Annotated in this window: 28 protein-coding genes; 25 read left to right on the forward strand and 3 right to left on the reverse strand. The window is 67.8% G+C overall.

Going from position 1 to position 17,340, the window contains the following annotated elements:
- Positions 1–129: 129 nt before the first annotated feature.
- Positions 130–1,524: a CHASE3 domain-containing protein gene (locus dqs_RS02860; protein ID WP_065339590.1), complete on the forward strand. Its 1,395-nt coding sequence runs from the start codon at positions 130–132 to the stop codon at positions 1,522–1,524.
- A 5-nt stretch (positions 1,525–1,529) separates the two neighbouring features.
- Here the strand turns inward: dqs_RS02860 and dqs_RS02865 are convergent, their stop codons facing one another.
- From dqs_RS02865 to dqs_RS02875, 3 genes are all read right to left on the reverse strand, one after another.
- Positions 1,530–2,165, reverse strand: a complete 636-nt coding sequence (locus dqs_RS02865) for a response regulator (protein ID WP_011764304.1) — start codon at positions 2,163–2,165, stop codon at positions 1,530–1,532.
- A gap of 2 nt (positions 2,166–2,167) precedes the next feature.
- Positions 2,168–3,229 (reverse strand): extracellular catalytic domain type 1 short-chain-length polyhydroxyalkanoate depolymerase, encoded by a 1,062-nt coding sequence (locus dqs_RS02870; RefSeq protein WP_065339591.1) that lies wholly within the window; start codon positions 3,227–3,229, stop codon positions 2,168–2,170.
- A gap of 558 nt (positions 3,230–3,787) precedes the next feature.
- Positions 3,788–4,627 carry a helix-turn-helix domain-containing protein gene (locus dqs_RS02875; protein WP_084018181.1) on the reverse strand — a complete coding sequence of 280 codons (840 nt, stop codon included), beginning with the start codon at positions 4,625–4,627 and terminating at the stop codon, positions 3,788–3,790.
- A gap of 175 nt (positions 4,628–4,802) precedes the next feature.
- On the opposite strand from dqs_RS02875, the gene dqs_RS21255 reads away from it, so the two are divergent.
- The 24 genes from dqs_RS21255 (at position 4,803) to dqs_RS02985 (ending at position 17,335) form a co-directional block, all read left to right on the forward strand.
- Complete coding sequence (locus dqs_RS21255; protein ID WP_084018183.1) at positions 4,803–5,111, forward strand: helix-turn-helix domain-containing protein; 309 nt, start codon at positions 4,803–4,805, stop codon at positions 5,109–5,111.
- 132 nt (positions 5,112–5,243) lie between these two features.
- Positions 5,244–5,735: a hypothetical protein gene (locus dqs_RS02880; protein WP_065339593.1), complete on the forward strand. Its 492-nt coding sequence runs from the start codon at positions 5,244–5,246 to the stop codon at positions 5,733–5,735.
- 50 nt (positions 5,736–5,785) lie between these two features.
- Positions 5,786–7,843, forward strand: a complete 2,058-nt coding sequence (locus dqs_RS02885; RefSeq protein ID WP_065341621.1) for a Mu transposase C-terminal domain-containing protein — start codon at positions 5,786–5,788, stop codon at positions 7,841–7,843.
- A 24-nt stretch (positions 7,844–7,867) separates the two neighbouring features.
- A complete protein-coding gene (locus dqs_RS02890; RefSeq protein WP_065339594.1) occupies positions 7,868–8,587 on the forward strand; it encodes an AAA family ATPase in 720 nt (239 codons plus the stop codon).
- A complete protein-coding gene (locus dqs_RS02895; protein WP_065339595.1) occupies positions 8,587–8,910 on the forward strand; it encodes a phiTE_072 family protein in 324 nt (107 codons plus the stop codon). Before dqs_RS02890 ends, dqs_RS02895 begins: the two co-directional genes overlap by 1 nt.
- Complete coding sequence (locus dqs_RS02900; RefSeq protein WP_065339596.1) at positions 8,900–9,589, forward strand: hypothetical protein; 690 nt, start codon at positions 8,900–8,902, stop codon at positions 9,587–9,589. The genes dqs_RS02895 and dqs_RS02900 overlap by 11 nt, the downstream gene beginning before the upstream one ends.
- Complete coding sequence (locus dqs_RS02905; RefSeq protein WP_065339597.1) at positions 9,579–9,911, forward strand: hypothetical protein; 333 nt, start codon at positions 9,579–9,581, stop codon at positions 9,909–9,911. The genes dqs_RS02900 and dqs_RS02905 overlap by 11 nt, the downstream gene beginning before the upstream one ends.
- 2 nt (positions 9,912–9,913) lie before the next feature.
- Positions 9,914–10,147: a hypothetical protein gene (locus dqs_RS02910; protein WP_065339598.1), complete on the forward strand. Its 234-nt coding sequence runs from the start codon at positions 9,914–9,916 to the stop codon at positions 10,145–10,147.
- Positions 10,144–11,067: a hypothetical protein gene (locus dqs_RS02915; RefSeq protein WP_065339599.1), complete on the forward strand. Its 924-nt coding sequence runs from the start codon at positions 10,144–10,146 to the stop codon at positions 11,065–11,067. The genes dqs_RS02910 and dqs_RS02915 overlap by 4 nt, the downstream gene beginning before the upstream one ends.
- 15 nt (positions 11,068–11,082) lie before the next feature.
- Positions 11,083–11,685 (forward strand): hypothetical protein, encoded by a 603-nt coding sequence (locus tag dqs_RS02920; protein ID WP_065339600.1) that lies wholly within the window; start codon positions 11,083–11,085, stop codon positions 11,683–11,685.
- Positions 11,685–12,089 (forward strand): hypothetical protein, encoded by a 405-nt coding sequence (locus tag dqs_RS02925; RefSeq protein ID WP_157108133.1) that lies wholly within the window; start codon positions 11,685–11,687, stop codon positions 12,087–12,089. Before dqs_RS02920 ends, dqs_RS02925 begins: the two co-directional genes overlap by 1 nt.
- Positions 12,086–12,343 (forward strand): hypothetical protein, encoded by a 258-nt coding sequence (locus tag dqs_RS02930; protein ID WP_065339602.1) that lies wholly within the window; start codon positions 12,086–12,088, stop codon positions 12,341–12,343. Before dqs_RS02925 ends, dqs_RS02930 begins: the two co-directional genes overlap by 4 nt.
- 121 nt (positions 12,344–12,464) lie before the next feature.
- A complete protein-coding gene (locus tag dqs_RS02935) occupies positions 12,465–12,758 on the forward strand; it encodes an HU family DNA-binding protein (RefSeq protein ID WP_065339603.1) in 294 nt (97 codons plus the stop codon).
- A gap of 15 nt (positions 12,759–12,773) precedes the next feature.
- Positions 12,774–12,929 carry a hypothetical protein gene (locus tag dqs_RS20645; protein ID WP_157108134.1) on the forward strand — a complete coding sequence of 52 codons (156 nt, stop codon included), beginning with the start codon at positions 12,774–12,776 and terminating at the stop codon, positions 12,927–12,929.
- Between the two features lies 1 nt (position 12,930).
- Positions 12,931–13,371 (forward strand): hypothetical protein, encoded by a 441-nt coding sequence (locus dqs_RS02940; RefSeq protein ID WP_065339604.1) that lies wholly within the window; start codon positions 12,931–12,933, stop codon positions 13,369–13,371.
- Entirely contained in the window at positions 13,368–13,805 is a 438-nt protein-coding gene (locus tag dqs_RS02945) for a phage protein GemA/Gp16 family protein (RefSeq protein ID WP_065339605.1), read from the forward strand. The genes dqs_RS02940 and dqs_RS02945 overlap by 4 nt, the downstream gene beginning before the upstream one ends.
- Before the next feature lies 1 nt (position 13,806).
- Positions 13,807–14,247, forward strand: coding sequence for a Mor transcription activator family protein (locus dqs_RS02950; protein ID WP_065339606.1), 441 nt, complete (start codon positions 13,807–13,809; stop codon positions 14,245–14,247).
- A 67-nt stretch (positions 14,248–14,314) separates the two neighbouring features.
- Positions 14,315–14,752: a DUF4124 domain-containing protein gene (locus dqs_RS02955; protein WP_157108135.1), complete on the forward strand. Its 438-nt coding sequence runs from the start codon at positions 14,315–14,317 to the stop codon at positions 14,750–14,752.
- Positions 14,753–14,762: 10 nt separating this feature from the next.
- Entirely contained in the window at positions 14,763–15,224 is a 462-nt protein-coding gene (locus dqs_RS02960) for a hypothetical protein (protein ID WP_065339608.1), read from the forward strand.
- A 78-nt stretch (positions 15,225–15,302) separates the two neighbouring features.
- On the forward strand, positions 15,303–15,818 hold the full coding sequence (locus dqs_RS02965; protein WP_065339609.1) for an N-acetylmuramoyl-L-alanine amidase: 516 nt from the start codon (positions 15,303–15,305) through the stop codon (positions 15,816–15,818).
- Positions 15,815–16,030, forward strand: coding sequence for a hypothetical protein (locus dqs_RS02970; RefSeq protein ID WP_065339610.1), 216 nt, complete (start codon positions 15,815–15,817; stop codon positions 16,028–16,030). Before dqs_RS02965 ends, dqs_RS02970 begins: the two co-directional genes overlap by 4 nt.
- Positions 16,030–16,245, forward strand: a complete 216-nt coding sequence (locus tag dqs_RS02975; RefSeq protein WP_065339611.1) for a DUF7940 domain-containing protein — start codon at positions 16,030–16,032, stop codon at positions 16,243–16,245. The genes dqs_RS02970 and dqs_RS02975 overlap by 1 nt, the downstream gene beginning before the upstream one ends.
- On the forward strand, positions 16,242–16,823 hold the full coding sequence (locus dqs_RS02980; RefSeq protein WP_065339612.1) for a hypothetical protein: 582 nt from the start codon (positions 16,242–16,244) through the stop codon (positions 16,821–16,823). Before dqs_RS02975 ends, dqs_RS02980 begins: the two co-directional genes overlap by 4 nt.
- Positions 16,820–17,335, forward strand: a complete 516-nt coding sequence (locus dqs_RS02985; protein WP_065339613.1) for a phage tail fiber protein — start codon at positions 16,820–16,822, stop codon at positions 17,333–17,335. The genes dqs_RS02980 and dqs_RS02985 overlap by 4 nt, the downstream gene beginning before the upstream one ends.
- The last annotated feature ends 5 nt before the right edge of the window (positions 17,336–17,340 follow it).

Raw genomic sequence — 17,340 nt, forward strand, 5'->3', positions numbered from 1 at the left:
CCTCCCGTTTGCTCGCAGAGCCGCGGGGCCTGCCCGGCGTTTCCGTTCCATCTTAGGCGGCGCGCACGCAGGGGTTTGTCGGAGGGTGCGGAATCCGCTGTAGGACGATTCCCGCACGGGAGGGGACAGATGGGTTCAACCAAGCCAATAGCGGGCGAGCGCCAGTTGCGCGTGACCCACCGCGCACGCGCGGCGCTGCTGGCAGTAGGGTGTGCGTTGGTGGTGGCGCTGGTCGGGGCGAGCTTCTGGCAGGCCGCCGCGGGCCTGCAGGCGCTCGAGACGATGCAATTGCAGGCGGCGCGCACTGCGCGCCTGGACAGCATGCTGATCCAGCTGGTCGATGCCGAAAGCGGCGCGCGCGGCTACCTGCTGAGCCGCAACCACGACTATCTGGCGCCGTATCTGAACAGCCTGGCGACGGTGGAATACACGCTCGACGAGATCCGCCAGGACGTCGGCCCCGATCCACGCGACCAGGATGCACTGGCGCGGCTCACCGGCCTGATCACGCTGAAGCTGCGCGTACTGGCCGACGCGGTGGGCGGCGCCGGCGCGGGCGAGGAGGCGCCCCGGCGCGCCGGGGTGTCGGACGGCGTGCGCTACATGGACACCATCCGCACGACGCTGGCGGGCCTGAAGAGCCGCATGGCCGCCGAGGGCCAGGCTCTGCTGGAGGAGTCCACCCGCCATATCGGCCACACCCGCGCGGTGGCCGCCGTGCTTGCACTGAGCGCGCTGTTGCTGCTGGGCCTGCTGCACGCCGCGCTGCGGCGCGAACTGCGCCTGCGTGCCCAGCTGGCGGGTTTGCTGCGCGACGAGAACGCGCGCTTGGAGGCGCTGGTGCAGGCGCGCACGGCGGATCTGAGTGCGCTGGCGAGCTACCTGACGCGCAGCCAGGAGCGCGAACGCGAGCGGATCGCGCGCGAACTGCACGACGAACTCGGCGCACTGCTGACGGCCGCGCGCATGGATGCGGCAGCACTGGGCGGCGACATGGCGCCCGCCCATCAGGCGCGCCACGCCCGGCTGCTGCGCACGCTGGATGGCGGCATCACGCTCAAGCGCCGCATCATCGGCGACCTGCGTCCGCCGCTGTTGCAGGAGCTGGGGCTGGTCGCGGCGCTGCGCGTGCTCGCCGAGGAACTGGCCGACAGCGACGGCACCGCGGTGAGCGCCGAGCTGCCCGATGACGAACCCGCGCTGGCGCCCGAATGCGCGCTGGCGCTGTTCCGGATCGCGCAGGAGGCGCTGACGAATGCCCGCCGCCATGCCGGTGCCCGCCGCGTGCGACTGGGGCTGCGGGTGGAGCGGGGCGCGGTGCGGCTGGAGGTGGAGGACGACGGCGCCGGCTTCGACCCTGCCGCGTGCGGCCCAGGCCGCCACGGCCTCGCGGGCATGCGCCACCGGGTGCAGATGTTCGCCGGCCGCTTCAGTGTGGATAGCCGGGCCGGCGCCGGCACCCGCATCGCCGCGGCGCTGCCGCTGGATGCGGCGCGCGGCACGGAATTGGCGCTGGCGGCGTGAGCGGATCAGGCCACGATCAGGCCGTGGCGGATGGCGTAGGTGGCGAGTTCGGCGTTGCTGGTGACGTCCAGCTTTTCCAGCACGCGGCTGCGGTAGGTGCTGACGGTCTTGATGCTGAGATGCAGGGCGTCAGCGATTGCCGATACCGACTCGCCGTGCGCGAGGCGCAGGAAGACCTGCAGCTCGCGCTCCGACAACTGCTCGTGCGCGGCGCCGCTGCCATCGCCGGCGATTTCACCCGCCAGCAGTTCGGCGGTGCGCGCGCTGAGATAGCGCCGGCCCTGGGCGATCGTGCGGATCGCCTGCACCAGCTCGTCGCGCTCGCAGTTCTTGCATAGATAGCCGTCGGCGCCGAGCCGGATCATCGCCACCGCATAGCGGTCCTCCGGAAAGCCGGTGAGTACCAGCACCCGCGTCGAATCGCCGCGGCGGCGCAAGGTGCGCAGCACATCGACACCGCTCTGGCCGGGCAGCGAGAGGTCCAGCAGCAGCAGATCACAGCCGGTGTCGGCGACGCGCGCGAGCGCATCCTCGCCGGTGGCGGCCTCGAACACGATGTGGAGGTCGGTTTCGGTCGCAAGCATTTCGCGAAAGCCTGCGCGCACGATCGCGTGGTCATCGACGATGGCGAGATGCAGCATGGCTAACTCCGGGGGCGGGCCAGTACGGCGGGGCGTGCCCGTGTCCGTGGGGCGGGCGTGCTGCGCGCCGCCGTCCGCAGCTGGCGTTGCAGAAAGGACCACGCCAGCCGCGAGGCGTCGGGTCCGGCCGGGTCGCTGAAGGGCTGGCGCTGGGCGCCGCCGCTCCAGGCATGGCCGAGGCCTTGCACCTCGTACAGGCTGGCCACCAGTTGGCGGCCGGCGTGGTAGTCGGTGACGACGGCGGGGTAGCGCCGGCCGCGCTGCAGGCGCCGGGTTTCGCCTTCACGCGCGCCATGCGCGGCCGCCCACAGCCGCACCGCGGCGCGCGCATTGCCGCTGGCGACGATGCGGTCGGCGTCGCCGTGGATCACCAGCAGCGGCGGCCATTGCTGCGCGCCCACGGTGGCGAAGTCGGGTGTGCGCCTGCCGTGCATCGCGGCCATCGCGGTGGCCGGCGAATGCGCCACGCCCGGCGGCACGCCGGAATGCATCACGAGGGCGCGAAAGCGCGTCGGGTACAAGGTGGCGAGCAGCGCCGCCATGCCGGCGCCGGCGGAAATGCCGGTCAGGCCGACCGCGTCGCGGTCGACCGGGTAGAGCAGGCAGACCTGCTCGATCGCCGCCAGCAGCGTGGCGGCCTCGGCGTGGCCGGTGCGGGTGGCGGTACCGAACCATTCCCAGCAGCCCTGCGGATTCGCCCGTCGGTCCTGCTCCGGGTACAGCACCAGGAAACGCTCGCGCGCGGCGAGCGCGTTCATGCGCGTGCTCAGCGCAAAGCTGCGCGCCGTCTGACCACAGCCGTGCAGCATCACCATCAGCGGCACGCGCTGAGTGCGCGTGATGCCGTCGGGGCGGAACAGGTAGTAGCGGCGCACGCCCGCGGGCCCGAGTGCCTGGCCGGCGATCCAGTCACCCTGGCCAGGCGGCGGCCGCGCGTGCTCCGCCGCGATACGCGCGGCCTGATCGAGCGCCTTGGTGCCCGCGCGTACGCTTGCGCGCGTGAGCGAGCGCAGCGTGCGCTGGAAGGCAGTGCCGAGGGGAGACTTGCGCGTGCGTCGGCTCATCGGTCTGGCAGGGGAAGGGAAGCCCCCAGCTTAATGCCTAACGCGCGGCGGACCGGCGGTGAAAATGTTGGGACTGGTTACGGGCGGGTGTCGCCCGGTGAAGGCGCCGCGTCTCTGCGTTCGGTCGGCGGGGCGTGCCACGCCCTGCAGCGCGGCGATCAACGGCGGGGGTTCGGGTGGGGCGACAGGCCGGGCAGTGCGGCTGTGGGGGGGTGATCGTTTTGGCACAGGGAGAAGGGAGCCGCGACGAGCCCGGAGGCCGCGTGGAGACCGGAAGTGAGCGGAATCGCGACGGCCGCGGGGAAATGAACGTTTCGCGCCGATCCCGCGCGAGTTCGCGCAATTAATGGCACAACTTTGGAGCCGTTCTGCTCTTGATGGTCCGGCCACGCAGCGTCGTTCGCTGACTCGCGGGGAAGATCGTCTGAGGTAGGGGCGACCCAAGTGCCGCCGATGTTGATCGCTGTGCCCGCATCGCGGAAGGCGTCGCGCAGTAGGTCTATCAGGTCATCGTCATCCATGGCCGGGGAATGTTACGACCCCGGCATGATGCCAACGTCACGCCACCAGCCTGAAGATGTGCGCCATATCACGCTCTTCGAACTTCTTACCTTCGAAGTGTGCGTATGCAATCGCTATCAGCGCCGCCTTCTTAGCTGGCGAGATGCGGACCTTGCTGCGATTGGCTTCCTGCCATTGCTCGATGGCCGTCACCACTTGAACCAGTAGGTCCACCGATATAGCGCCACCGGCTAAGGCTGCAGAGCGCGGCATTCCTTCGACAGCGCGGTCAAGGGCGCTCAGATAGCGGGTGCTCTCGCCGGTTCCGGTGCTGCGAACGCTATCGCGTCTCAGCCGCGCATCGACCACGCCGCGCACCAAGGGGTCCGTCACCTCAAACATCGGCGGCACCCGGCATTCCAGCCATTCTTTCCGCACGCCCGATAGCTCAACCACCAGGTCGAGGTGGCTCGCTGGCGGCACCTCCAGGTCCCGCTCCATGCGCTCAACGTCGCCGGAGGTAAGCCCCGCGAGGGAGGCGAACTGCGGAAGGTCCATACATAACACCCCTGCTCGGACCATCCTGAGGCGCTGCCCCAGCGTTGCTCCGTCCAGCCAAGCTGCCGTGGCGGGCGGTGCCTCCTGCGCTGGATCTTCCGCATAGGCCAACCAGCGGTACCGATAGCCCGAAGCGCCGGCCAAACGTTCCAGCTTCTCCAAGCCCGGCGCGCTCTCCTCGCGGATGTACCGCTGAACCATGTCCGGCGAGACGCCCATCGCTTCGGCTGCCTTTTTTCTTGTTCCCAGGGTGTCGGCGGCCGCCTTTACTCTAGTTCCGAATCCAGGAACGAGAAACGGAACAGGCCGGCCGATCTTCTTCGGAACTTCCGATTCCATATCAAAGCCTTTTTTTTCAACGCATTGCAGATAACGCGTTAGCCGATCTCACTCGCGCCAACCGGAAGAGAATCGGAAGAAGAAAGGCAGGCCTCTAGTTTGCTCTTGCACAACAAGAGAAAACTAGAGTAAATTGGTTCATGCACTACACACACCCCGCCAACAGGGTTTAGTCATGAGCAAAAACACCGCCGTCAAAAAAGCCAGTCAGAAGGACTGGCACAGCGCAGATGTCGTCTGCGCGCTACGCAAAGCCGGGTGGTCGCTGGCTCGTCTGGCTGCGCATCACGGATACGCCTCCCGATCCACCCTGGTGCACGCGCTCCACCGCAAGTGGCCGAAGGGTGAGCGTCTCATTGCCGCGGCTATCGGTGTGGAACCCGAAACCATCTGGCCCTCGCGTTACCACGCCGATTCTACCGCCAGAAGTAACGTTCGCTCCCCGCGTACTGCGGAGCGTAGCCCCGAGAGGCTGGCGGCCTGACGGCCGGGATGAAGGGGTGATGATCATGGCGATCTCCTTTTTCGATGCCTCCCATCCTAGGAGCGGCCTCCCGGCCTCGGATAGCTGCAGCCGCGGAGAATTTTTGCGCGTACCCGCCAAAGGGGTGGCGCAATGACCCGCCGAAACTGGAAGCGCATCCGCGCTCGCTCCCTGGTGCATGCGATGGAGCTGTGCATCGAGCACGCCCGCGTCCGCCACAACCGCAGCATGGATCGCATTTGCGACCTGATGGGCGAGCACTCGACTTCGACCGTGTACAAGTGGCTCGCAACGGGTCGGTTGCCGGCGATCAGCATCCGGCCCTTCGAACACGCTTGCGGCGCCACCTACGTGTCCGAATACCTCGCGGCATCGGCACACTTTCTCGCAGTTCCTATGCCCAGCGGCCGCCCCGCCGGTGAGACCGACGTCCTCAATCTGCAGCAGGGCTTCGCCGATGCGGTCGGCCTGCTCATCCGCTTCTACAAGGGCGAGGCCGACGCCGCGGACACCCTCGCGGCGCTCACCAGCACCATGAACGACATGGCGTGGCACCACGCCAACGTCGAGCGCGCTGCTACGCCTGATCTGCCGCTGTTTGGCGATGACGGAGCCGCGGAATGAGCCCCGTCCGTGAGTGGTATTCCGCGCAAGACCTCGCCGGTCTTCCGGGCATGCCGAGTACTGACCGAGGAGTGCGGATTGCCGCAGAACGCCAAGGGTGGCAAGGCCGCAAGCGCCCTGTCGGTAAGGGAATGGAGTACGCGTTTTCCGCCCTACCGGTCGATACCCGTCGAGCCCTGCAAGCGCAGCAGCTCGAACTTGCCCTTACCAGTGTCTCAACCGTAGCAGCTCCCCCTCCGGCTGCTGCGGCCTCTGCCGGGGCGGTCTCCCTCCCTGCCGCCCCGGCCCTTGCTGACCTCACCGACCGGCAACGCCTTGAACGAGACGCTCGAAGCGGCGTCATCGCAGCCGTCCGGCGGTTGCAGGACGAATCGGGCAGCAGCCAGGAAGCCGCGCTGGTCACGCTGCTCACCACCGCTCGGGCGGGTCAGCTCGATGCTGCCCTCGACAGGATGCTCCGCCTCGCCCGTGATCCACGCGGCCGCGCCGGTGATGGCTATCCAAGCGTGCGCACGCTCAAGCGTTGGCTCAGCGCCACCGATCTGGCCCCCAAGGCTCGCCGCGCTGCGATGACCGTGCCCGACTGGGCGAAGAGCTTCCTGTGCCACTACCAGCAGCCGCAGAAGCCGAGCGTGGAAGCCGCCTACCGTGCCGCATGCGAACAGTGGCCCGCCGAAGGGCGCCCCAGCATTCACCAGGTGCGCCGCTTCCTGCAGACGCTCGGTACCGTCACCCGCGAACGCGGTCGCATGGGAGACCGGGAACTGAAGAACATCCGCCCCTTCGTGCGGCGGGACTTCTCGGCGCTGAGGCCAAACGACGTCTGGAGCGCAGACGGTCATACGTTCGACGCGGAGGTGCAGCATCCCCTGCACGGACGACCGTTCCGGCCCGAGGTCACCACCATCATCGACATCGCAACGCGCCGAGCCGTCGGATGGTCGGTCGGGCTCGCTGAATCCGCGTTGGGCGTTGTCGACGCCATCCGCCATGCCGTCGAGCGTAACGGCATCCTGGCGATCTTCTACGTGGATAACGGCTCCGGCTTCCGCAACGTGGAGGTAGGCGACGAAGCAGTCGGTCTGCTCGGGCGGCTCGGGGCTACCCCGTCCTACTCGCTGCCTTACAACTCCCAGGCGCGCGGCGTAATCGAGCGGTTCCACAAGACGGTGTGGGTGGCCGGCGCCAAGCAGTTGCCGGCCTACATGGGCGCAGCAATGGACCGTGAGGCGCGGCTGGCTCAGTTCAAACTCACTCGCAAGGCCCTCAAGCATGGCGGCGCCATGCCCCTCATGCCGTGGGATCTGTTCGTGCAGTGGTGCGAGGAGCGCATCGCCGAATACAACGCCCGAGCGCACCGCAGCCTTGGTAATTCGAGTCCGGACCTGGTCTGGGCTGCCCACGAGGCCAAGGGCTGGAAGCCCGATCTCCTCGAACCGGACGAACTCGCCACGCTCTTCCGTCCCCGCGTGGTCCGCACGCTCGCGCGCGCCGAGATCCGCCTCTTCAACAACATCTACTTCGCCCGCGAGCTGGAGGAGTTTCACGGCTTGGAGGCGCACATCGCCTACGACATCCACGACGCCTCGAAGGTGTGGGTGTACGCGCCCGACGGCCGCTTCATCTGCACCGCCGACGTCAACGGGAACGCCCGCCACTACTTCCCGGTTCCCGTGGTGGAGCAAGCCCGCCAGAAGCGCGCCCAAGGCCGTCTCGCCCGTGTGGATACCAAGCGCGAAGAGATCCTGGCCGAGCTGCATGGCGGCGCGGCGCTGCCAGCGCCGGCTGCAGCGCAAGTAGTCATCGCCGGCCGTGTCATCCAGCCCGACGCGATGCTCGCCCAGCGGGCCGCGATCGCGCAGGCCACAGAGGTGGCTGCCACCCCCGCGGTGGCGCCGCCCGACATCCCATCCATCCAGCCCAAGAGCCGCGGCGACCGCAGCCCCGACGACAACTACCGCGACTGGCTCGCCCTGGATGCCCGCATTGCCAATGGAGAAGAGGTTTCAGACGCCGATGCGCGGTGGCACCGCACCTACCCGAATAGCGCCCAGTACAAGGCGCAAGCCAAAAAAACGGCCACCTGCGCGGCAACGCGGGTGGCCTGAGATTCCAACTAGCAAGGCCAGAACATGACACAGACCGCTCAGATCCACAATCTGGAACTCGTCCGCACCGCAACCGAACGCCTCACCGGCCGCACCGCCGGCCTGCCCGGCCTCGCCGCGCTCTACGGCCCGGCCGGCTACGGCAAGACCACCGCCGCCCTGGCCGTCGCCAACGAAACCCGCGCCTACTTTGTCCAGATGCGCAGCGCCTGGACCCGGAAGACGCTGCTGGAGAAGGTGCTGCTCGAAATGGGCATGAAGCCCATGGGCACTATCCCGCAGATGCTCGACCAAGCCTGCACCCAGCTCGCCGCCTCCGGCCGACTGCTGATCATCGACGAGTTCGACTACTGCGTCCGCAGCGACAGCATGGTCGAGCTGGTGCGCGACCTGCACGAAGGGGGTGGCTCCGCGCCCATCCTGCTGCTCGGCGAAGAGCTGCTGCCGCAGAAGCTGAAGAAGTGGGAACGCTTCCATAGCCGCGTGCTGTCGTGGATTCCCGCCCAGCCGGTGAGCATGGCCGACGCAGAAGCCCTGGCGCCGATTTACTGCCCCGACATCCGCCTCGGCTCCGACCTGCTCGCCCACCTGGTCAACATCGCCGCCGGCAGCGTGCGCCGCGTGTCGGTGAATCTCGCCAACATCGCCGACGAGGCTGCCGTCGAGGGCTGGGACGCGGTCACCCTCGGCACGTGGGGCGATCGCCCGCTCTACACCGGCGACGCGCCGCGCAGGGGGGTGTGATGCTCATCCAGCAGACCGTTGTCAGGCGGCTTGAAATTACCGAGGCGCCGGGGCTCGACCCGATCCGGGTGTACCTGGAGAACTACGCCCCGGGAAAGGGCCGGATCACGATTTCCTGCTATGACCGGGCCTGGGTCGGATATTGGGGTGCGATGTCCGGCAAGACCGTCGAGCAATTCTTTGCATCCTGCGATGCCGAATATCTCCGCGGCAACCTGATGTGCGGGGTGGGCCTGAGCCGCGGTAAGCAGCACGAGGCTTACGTGCTACGAGTCATCCAGGCTGTCCAGGGCGCGCTGCGGGAGAACTTCCATGCCGCGTAAGCCCACCATCGAACTGCGGGGCGGCGTCGGCCCACGCCAGCGCGCGTGGGACGCCATTCGAGCCCAGTCGGGCGCCGAATGGACCTCCGACGAGATCGTCCTCGCCACCCGCAACGGCAAGGGACTCGACGACGTCATCGACGCACGCACGCTGCAGACCTACCTGGTGTGTCTGGTCGCTGCCGGCATCGTCGCCATCGTCCGGGAGGAGCCGCTGTGCGGGCGTGCCAAGGTGTGCCGCAAGTGGTACCGGCTGGTGCGCGACGAAGGCATCGACGCGCCGCGCCTGCGCCGCGACGGTAGCCGCGTCACCCAGGGGCTCGCTCAAGAGCAGATGTGGCGGACGCTGCGCCTCCTCAAGGGCGACATCAACGCCCGCGAACTGGCTGCCCACGCCACCACCCAGCTGATTGCCGTCGATGAGCAGGCCGCTGGCGACTACCTGCGCAACCTCGACAAGGCGGGCTACCTGGAATGCACCGCCGAAGGCCGCGCCATTGGCCGCGGCTGGGGCAAGGGCGGCACCGGCATCCAGGCGCGCTACCGCCTGCGCCCGGACCGCAACACCGGCCCCAAGCCGCCCATGGTCTGCCGCGCCGACGTCATCTACGACGCCAACCTGCAGGAAGTCGTGTGGGCACCCACCGTTACCGAGGAGGACACCGTCCATGGACAGTAACGCCCCCGATTGGCGTGCGCTGCTCGAACGCGCCGTGTCCGCGGCTGGCGTCGGCGGCATCACGAAGGTCGCGGATCGCCTCGGCGTCTCGCGCACCTACGTCTCCCTGGTGCTCAGCCGCAAGAAAGACCCGGTGCCGCAGGCATTCGTCGGTCGGGTCATCAACCGGCTCTACGTCGTCGCCGAATGCCCGGCCACCGGACACCCGCAGCCGCGCAGCGAATGCAGCCGTCTGGCCAAAGGCGCCGCACCCACCCACAACCCACTCGCCATGCGCATCTGGAAGTGCTGCCAGACCTGCGCCCACAAACCGGAGGTGTAGTCATGAAGTGGCTCGAACCCGAATTCATCGAGCGCGTGGTTTTGCCGCTCGTGATCGCCTTCGGCATGGGGGTGGTCGCCGCCGGCTTGGTGCGCGATCACCGCGAGGCCCGTGCGCTCGATGTTGCCGATCAGGCGATGGCGACGGCTGATGAGGCGATCGCAATCGCGCAGGTCTATCGCGAGGCCTACCTCGGCACCTGCAGCGCCGTGGTGTTTGCGGAGACCCGGCCGTGAATGCCCCCGATCCCGTCGTCTCGCTGGAGGAACGCATCCTCGCAGCCATCGCCAAGGCCAGCAGCAAGCAGCCGGCCAGCGCCGATGACGTGCTCGCCATCGTCGGTGGCGACGCCAGCGCCTATTGGACTGCGCTGGAGCAGCTCATCCAGACGCGCCAGATCGCCACGGCGCACGTGCAGCGGCCGGCCACGGACGCTGCCCCCTGGCTGGCCATCTGGCCGACTGGCGTCGTCATTAACGTCGGCCGGGTCACCGCCGCCGTGCTCTCCCGCCTGTTCGTACCCCAGCGGCGCAGCGCTGTCCGCGATGCCCACGCCCCGCGCAGCGCCGCCATCGCCCCTCCCAAGACCGTCGCTGTAAAGGAACCCGTCATGACCACCACCGCAGCCCCGAAGAAAACCCGCGAATCCGCCAGCCTCAATCGCGCCAGCATCGCCGAAATGGTGCGTGGCCGAACCGCAGCCAATGGGCTGCTCGTCAGCACCATCGCCGGGAGGCTCAGCCTCACCACTCAAGGCACCGACTACCTCATCAAGGCCATGATCGCGTCCGGCCAGGTGGATCGAATCCGCCTCCCGGGCCAGACCGCGGACCGCATCTACGACCCCACCGCCATCGACGCCGCCGCACCTGAGGCGGTGACGCCGGAGCAGCCTGCCTATCGCCACGACGACATCCAGGTGCACGAGCTGGTCGCGGGCGACGTGCAGACGGTCCCGCCCAGCCCCGATGTCCGCTTCGCGCTGTGGGATGACGGGTCGCTCAGCGTGTGTGACGGCGACGAGATCACCCTGCTGCCCGCCGACGCCGTCAAGCGCCTGGCGCTGCTCCTCGGCGTGCCGCGCGAAACGGCCGTCCTCCCCCCGCCCGCAATCCTCTCCGGCCCGGCCACCGCCGCGGCCTCGCACGCCCACTGACAGGAGCACCACCCCATGACCAAGCCCGCCATCACCCTCGACCAGATCCGCCTCGCTGCCGACCGCCTGGCCGTTGCCCATACCGCCACCACGGCCCGCGCCAGCCTGCTGCAAGACGAGATCAAGGCCGCGATCCAGCCGATCTACGACCGCCACCGCACCAGCCTCGATGCCGCGGCCGACGAAGAGGCCGCCGCCCACCGCGCCCTCATGTCGCTGCTCGAAAGCGCGCCGCAGCTCTTCATCAAGCCGCGCAGCCTTGCCATCAACGGCGTGCGCGCCGGCTACCGGAAGGCGGAAGACCAGCTCGACTGGGGCGACGACGACGCCCTCATCAAGCGCATCCGCGCCCTCATGCCCAAGCAGGCGGACATCCTCATCCGTACACAGGAAACCCTCGTCGTCGATGCGCTGGCGCAACTCGACGCCGACGCCCACCGCAGCCTCGGCATCTCTCGCATCAGCGGCGCCGACAACCCCTTCATCACCGTCGGCTCGGCCGACGTCGAGAAGCTCGCTCAAGCGCTCATCAGCGACGCCATGCGCCGCCAGGGCGAAGAAGAGAAGGCGCCGGTGAAGAAGGGCAAGGCGAAGGCCAAGAGCAAGGAGGCAGCGTGATGGACACGCAAGTCCCTCGCGTGAAGTTTTGCCCCGTGCTCTGGAGCGGCAAAGGTGACGTTGCGCTCGGTATGGAGGTCGAGGCGGAGGTGGTCGATTTCGGCCTCGCGCTGCATCCGCACGTCGAAGGCACGGCCGCCGCGCCCGTGCTCTCGACGGATGGCTCCACCACCATCAGCGACCCGGTGACCGGCTACCAGATCACCTTCGCGCTGACGCGCGAAGGCGCGCTCTCCCGGCTGAACGACCTGGTCGCCCGGTACGGTGGCCGCATGGGATTCGAGCGCGCGATCGCGGCAGGCCGAAAGCGGGTAGCGCTCGCGCGCGACCAGGCCGCTGCCGTGCTGCCCTCACCCATGGCCGACGTCCATGCAGTGATCTGCCCGCCGGAGACGCAGCCGTGACCACGCCTCAAACGCTCATCAGCGTCGACATCACCGTGCGCGACAGCGCCGGCAGCTACCGGACCAGCAAGGTGCTCGGGGTCTACGCCGCCAGCACCACGTCACCGGCCCGTGCCGCCGAGCGTCTGGCTGAAAAGTTGTGGGGCGCAAGCGATCTCGACACCGCCAAGCGCATCGACACCCCGCCTTACGAACGCGGCGTCAGCAAATGGCGGATCACCAATGCAGCGGCCCTCCGGGCTGCCACCCCCTAGTGGTTGCGACACCGCAGGAAACCGTCGGGCACATAACGGAACCAGCCGGCACGGAAGAAGCAAAGGGCGCCTTTACAGCCGCCGGGAACCGGCACCACTCACAACCAGGAGCACACACCACATGAACCAAGCAGAACTGACCGCGGCGATCGCCGCCCACACCGACCTGCCCAAGGCCACCGTTCGCCAGGTGCTCGATTCGCAGGGCGTCGTCATCGCCCGCCACCTGGCCAGCGGCGACGCCTACACGGAGCGCGAGGTCACGCTGCCGGTGCTCGGCAAGCTCAAGAGCAGCACCCGTGCCGCCCGCACTGGCCGCAACCCCAAGACGGGCGAAGCGGTGCAGATCCCGGAGAAGGTCACCGTGCGCCTCTCCGCCGGCAAGGCGCTCAACGACATCCTCAATCCCGACTGATACCCGCCTGGCTCGATGGCCTGCCCCGGTAACGGTCGCGGGTCATCCGGCAAGTCTGGTAACGCCAACCCCAACGCCCAGGAGGCCGCCATGTTGTCGCAACTCGCCGACCGAATCGCCGATCTGCTGCTGCGCGGCCTCCTGTGGCTCATGCCGATCGAGGAGGAATGAGATGACCCCGCAAGAATGGCGCGACGTCGAGGCGTCGCTCTCCCACCCGTACGGCCGGGTTCGCCTGCAGGCGGATGGCCACGTGCTGACCTTATCGGTCGAGAAAGGCAAGGGGCTGCGCTACGTGATCGCTGCCTATATCGACGGCGTGATCGAATGGAATCTGATGTTCTCCAAGGATGACGGGCCTTACCGCAAGTTCTGGCGGCCACGTAAGAGCTACCTCTACTCGGCCGCGGAACGCGCCGAGCTGACGAAGCGCTCCAGGAAGCGCGGGATGCACAAAGAACTCCGTGCGTCGTATGCCAGCATGGCCACCGCCGCATCGGAGCTGTTTGACCCCCTCTGGCCGAACGCCAAGGCGCTGTGCCGTCACCTAAGGAAAACCTGCAGCAGCATCGAACGCCTGCCGGACTTCGAACCCCAGGGAGCGGCAGCATGAGCGCGCGCACCCAAACCCCGGCCGAGCGCATGGCGCTGCGCAAGCGCGCCATCTTCGCGGCCTGTCGGCAGCAAGGCATCGACGACGACGCGCGCCGGGCGCTGGTGCGCAACCTCACCGGTTGCGACAGCCTGGCGCGCTGCACCCTGATGCAGCTCGGACAGGTGCTCGACCACCTGAACCGGGGCAGCCAGGGTTACGCCGGCCGCAAGCGCACCACGCCCACCGCCGACCGCGCGCCACTGCTCTCCAAGATCGACGCGCTCCTGGCCGAACTGCACCGCGTCACCGGCGAGGTGCATACCCTCAAGTACGCCGACGCCATCGCCAAGCGCAACGGCTGGGCCGAGTGCGTCGACTTTGCCGATACCGCAGCACTGAAGAACATTGCCGGCGCGCTGAATCGGACTTTGCAATACAAGGCCGCCCGCTGAGATGAAGAAGCCCGCCCCGCCTATCCTCGACTCGGATCTACCGGCGACTGCCCGCGATCTGGTGCGACTGCTGGGCTGGCCAAAGGCCGAGGCCTTGATCAGGGAACTGGGCGGAATCCCGTACCCGGTACCCAAGGGTGCCGACAACAACAGTGCCGGCGCCGCGCGCTACGAGCGGCTGGTGGAAGTCGTCGGCCCCAGAGGCGCCAATGCTCTGGTGGCCGAGTACGGCGGTGACACCTTGGTGATTCCGAAGTGCAAGGCGGCGATCGCTCGCGCCCGTATGCGGGCGATGAAGGCCCGTTGCGACGATGGGGCGACCCTGGAAGAGATTGCGCTGGAGTTCGACTGCACGACTCGGTGGGTAAGCCTGGTGCTGAAGCGGCCAGACAACGAGAGCGGCGTCGTCCTGGAGCAAGGCGGCCAATTGGGGCTGTTCTGAGAAATTCTCACGGCATGGGGTGGATCGACGTCGATACAATCGGCGCATCCATGCAAAGGGGATTGACGTGATCCGCGCCGTTGTCATTGCACTAGCCACCCTCGCTATGCCCGCCCACGCGCAGGTGTTCAAGTGCAAGGGTGAAAAGGGAATCGTCTATCAGGCGGAACCTTGTTCAGGGGCAGGAGCCGCCGTGGATCTGAAGGTGCATCAGCCGACAGACGAGGACCGCCAGCGGGCCGTCGAACAAACCACACGGCAAAGGGCCATCAACGTCGAGAACGACACTGAGCGCCTCGCCGCGGAGCGGAGGACTCGCGCCATCTCCGACCAGGTGCAGGCGGAGAAGGACGCTAAGCGGCGCCGCTGCGAGGGCTACCAAACTGAGATGAAGCGGCTCGAATCCACGAAAGACCAGTGGATTTCGCCGGCCTTGCGCCAGCGCGATTACGACCGCATGAAGGAGCTGAAGGACAAGCACTTCAGTGAGTGCTTTGCCCGCTAGGAGGGCCGCAGTGAAGTCTCTTGCGCTGGTAGCTGTTGCTGTCGCCTGCCTTCCGCTGCCCTTGGCGGCCCAAACCTCTGACGACATGCGTCGGGAGATCGAGGCGGAGTACAAACGCTTGCAGGACGCCGACGCGCAGGAGAAAAAGCGAAAGGCGGACGCTGAAGTTCAGCGCGCTCAGCAGGCCCGGCTTGAGGCAGACCGAGCGAAACTGTTGGCATCCCGCAAGGCCAAGAACCCGGTCAAGAACAGCGCGTGGGATGGCTCGGTGTGGCAGGTCGAGTCCTTCATGAAGCACTACCTGAAGGATCCAAAATCGTTCGAGGCCATCAGCTGGGGGCCGGTGGTCGACATGGGAAGCACCTATGTTGTGCGACTGCGCTACCGCGCTCGAAACAGCTTCGGCGGCTACGTAATCGAGGACAAGACGTTCACCTTGGATGTCAGCGGGAACGTCGTCGGCGTGAATTGAGGGGCAGCGCCCGCGATAGCGCCATCCTGAACTAGTTCATCTGTCGCGGGGCACGGCCCGCCGCCGATCATCGGCGGCATGGTCACCGCCCGCAAAATCTCCCTCATCGTCATCCACTGTGCGGCCACGCCCAACGGGCGCTGGACCAGTACGGTGGACATCGACCACTGGCACCGCGACGCGGGTTACAAACGCGCCCCCGCGCTGCCGGAAGCCCGCAAGTGGAACCCCACGCTCACCAGCATCGGCTACCACCGGGTCATCTACACCAACGGCGCGCCCGCCACCGGGCGCCACCTGAGCGAGGCCGGCGTGCACGCGCGCGGCTTTAACGACAAGAGCGTCGGCATCTGCCTCGTTGGCACCGACAAGTTCAGCTGCGCTCAGTGGGTCACGCTCGCCGACCAGGTCGCCAACCTCTGCGCCACCTACGGCATTCCCCGCCAGTTCGCCACTGCCGAGAACGGCTGGCGCGGCATCTGCGGCCACCGCGACACCGGCGCCAAGAAGACCTGCCCCGGCTTCAGCGTCGCCGACTGGCTCGCCGGCGACATGGCGCCGCTCGACGGCCACATCCTTGAGGTTCAGCAATGACCATCCGCGTCTCCATCACCCATCACGACGCCGAGAGCCACCGCGCGCTGCTGGCCGAAGAGTTCTACGTCGATCCCTACGGCCAGGTCTCGGATGCGCCCGTCCAGGCGCAAGTGGTTCCTCCGGGCGTTACCGCCACCGTCCATTTGCACGGCGGTAACGCCCTGGTGGTGCGCGAGCAGCCCGACGACGCTGCGTCCGAGGCCGCCTGATGGAGCCGACTCCCGCCCTCGATGACTGCAAGTGCTGGTGGAAGAGCCGCACGCTGCAGCTCAACGCCTTGGCCGCCGCGCTGATCGCCGCCGAGGCCGCGTTCGGCATCTTGCAGCCGATGCTGCCGGTGAACTTCTATCGCGCGATGGCCTTCGTCCTGCCGATCGCCAATGCCGTGTTGCGGGTGATGACCACCCAGGCGGTGCGGCTGTGAGCCCGGTCGCGCAATACGTGGCCCAGGTGGGCGACGCCTCGCGCCTGGTGCTGGCGATCGCGCTGCTCGCCGCCGGCGCCGCGGCGGGCGGTTGGTTGGTCGCCTTGGTGAAGGACGCGGAGATTGCCGACCTCCGTACTGAGCACGCCGAGTTCTCGGAAAAGCTCGTGCGGCGTGCCCTCGATCGCTATCAGGTCGCCAAGGCCCGCGGCGACGAACTCACCGCCCAGCTCGCCGCGGCAAACACCACCGCCACCGCCCTGCAGAAGGATCTCGCCGATGCGCTCACCCACATCACTACCGGCCGCCGCTGCCTTGATGGTGCTGCTCTCCGCCTGCTCGACCGTGCCCCCGGCATCGCCCCCGCTCGACTGCCCACGGCCGCCGGCGTCGCTCCTGCAGCGGATGCCGCCCACGCTGCCGCCGATACCGCGCAGCGCGCAGCCGGCGACGAAGCCGCTACCGACACCGACGTCAGCCTCTGGGCAACCGGCGCGGCCGGCGAGTACGGCAAATGCGTCCGCCAGCTCGACGCCCTGATCGACTTCAACACCCCCAGCTCAGGAGATCTGCAATGAAGCGTTCCCTCCGGTCCATTGCCGTCGCCGCCTTCCTGGTGGCCGGGCTGGCGATCGCCGCGCCGGCCAGCGCCGGATCGCTCACCGACCACGGCGAGAACAAGACGCTCGACGCGCTGTTGCGCGGCCAGACGCTGGGCGCGCCGGCTACTTGGTACGTCGGCGTTACCACTGACACCTGCACCGATGCCGGCAACGGCACCGAGCCGAGCGGCGGTGCCTATGCGCGCGTGGCCGTTGCCGCCAGTCTTGCCAACTGGGCCGGCACCCAAGGGGTAGGGACCACCACGGCAAGCTCGGGTACCAGCGGCACCACCAGTAACAACGCGCTGATCTCGATGCCGGAGACGACCGCCGCGTGGAGCACTATCCGGGCGGTGCGCTTCTACGACGCTAGCACCGCCGGTAACGCGTGGATCTGCCTGCCGATCACACTGCCGCTCGACGTCGATCGGGCGGGCGTTACCGTGAAGTTTCCGGCCGCGACCCTGCAGTTCTCCATCGACGACTGATCCGC

Origin of the sequence: Azoarcus olearius, from assembly GCF_001682385.1 — a bacterium.
Taxonomy (GTDB): domain Bacteria; phylum Pseudomonadota; class Gammaproteobacteria; order Burkholderiales; family Rhodocyclaceae; genus Azoarcus; species Azoarcus olearius.

What these genes read in the sequence shown, in the direction of transcription:
- dqs_RS02860 (WP_065339590.1), top strand. Translation starts at nt 130, where the DNA reads ATGGGTTCAACCAAGCCAATAGCGGGCGAGCGCCAGTTGCGCGTGACC.
- dqs_RS02865 (WP_011764304.1), bottom strand. Translation starts at nt 2,165, where the DNA reads ATGCTGCATCTCGCCATCGTCGATGACCACGCGATCGTGCGCGCAGGC.
- dqs_RS02870 (WP_065339591.1), bottom strand. Translation starts at nt 3,229, where the DNA reads ATGAGCCGACGCACGCGCAAGTCTCCCCTCGGCACTGCCTTCCAGCGC.
- dqs_RS02875 (WP_084018181.1), bottom strand. Translation starts at nt 4,627, where the DNA reads ATGGAATCGGAAGTTCCGAAGAAGATCGGCCGGCCTGTTCCGTTTCTC.
- dqs_RS21255 (WP_084018183.1), top strand. Translation starts at nt 4,803, where the DNA reads ATGAGCAAAAACACCGCCGTCAAAAAAGCCAGTCAGAAGGACTGGCAC.
- dqs_RS02880 (WP_065339593.1), top strand. Translation starts at nt 5,244, where the DNA reads ATGACCCGCCGAAACTGGAAGCGCATCCGCGCTCGCTCCCTGGTGCAT.
- dqs_RS02885 (WP_065341621.1), top strand. Translation starts at nt 5,786, where the DNA reads ATGCCGAGTACTGACCGAGGAGTGCGGATTGCCGCAGAACGCCAAGGG.
- dqs_RS02890 (WP_065339594.1), top strand. Translation starts at nt 7,868, where the DNA reads ATGACACAGACCGCTCAGATCCACAATCTGGAACTCGTCCGCACCGCA.
- dqs_RS02895 (WP_065339595.1), top strand. Translation starts at nt 8,587, where the DNA reads ATGCTCATCCAGCAGACCGTTGTCAGGCGGCTTGAAATTACCGAGGCG.
- dqs_RS02900 (WP_065339596.1), top strand. Translation starts at nt 8,900, where the DNA reads ATGCCGCGTAAGCCCACCATCGAACTGCGGGGCGGCGTCGGCCCACGC.
- dqs_RS02905 (WP_065339597.1), top strand. Translation starts at nt 9,579, where the DNA reads ATGGACAGTAACGCCCCCGATTGGCGTGCGCTGCTCGAACGCGCCGTG.
- dqs_RS02910 (WP_065339598.1), top strand. Translation starts at nt 9,914, where the DNA reads ATGAAGTGGCTCGAACCCGAATTCATCGAGCGCGTGGTTTTGCCGCTC.
- dqs_RS02920 (WP_065339600.1), top strand. Translation starts at nt 11,083, where the DNA reads ATGACCAAGCCCGCCATCACCCTCGACCAGATCCGCCTCGCTGCCGAC.
- dqs_RS02925 (WP_157108133.1), top strand. Translation starts at nt 11,685, where the DNA reads ATGGACACGCAAGTCCCTCGCGTGAAGTTTTGCCCCGTGCTCTGGAGC.
- dqs_RS02935 (WP_065339603.1), top strand. Translation starts at nt 12,465, where the DNA reads ATGAACCAAGCAGAACTGACCGCGGCGATCGCCGCCCACACCGACCTG.
- dqs_RS20645 (WP_157108134.1), top strand. Translation starts at nt 12,774, where the DNA reads ATGGCCTGCCCCGGTAACGGTCGCGGGTCATCCGGCAAGTCTGGTAAC.
- dqs_RS02940 (WP_065339604.1), top strand. Translation starts at nt 12,931, where the DNA reads ATGACCCCGCAAGAATGGCGCGACGTCGAGGCGTCGCTCTCCCACCCG.
- dqs_RS02945 (WP_065339605.1), top strand. Translation starts at nt 13,368, where the DNA reads ATGAGCGCGCGCACCCAAACCCCGGCCGAGCGCATGGCGCTGCGCAAG.
- dqs_RS02950 (WP_065339606.1), top strand. Translation starts at nt 13,807, where the DNA reads ATGAAGAAGCCCGCCCCGCCTATCCTCGACTCGGATCTACCGGCGACT.
- dqs_RS02965 (WP_065339609.1), top strand. Translation starts at nt 15,303, where the DNA reads ATGGTCACCGCCCGCAAAATCTCCCTCATCGTCATCCACTGTGCGGCC.
- dqs_RS02970 (WP_065339610.1), top strand. Translation starts at nt 15,815, where the DNA reads ATGACCATCCGCGTCTCCATCACCCATCACGACGCCGAGAGCCACCGC.
- dqs_RS02975 (WP_065339611.1), top strand. Translation starts at nt 16,030, where the DNA reads ATGGAGCCGACTCCCGCCCTCGATGACTGCAAGTGCTGGTGGAAGAGC.
- dqs_RS02985 (WP_065339613.1), top strand. Translation starts at nt 16,820, where the DNA reads ATGAAGCGTTCCCTCCGGTCCATTGCCGTCGCCGCCTTCCTGGTGGCC.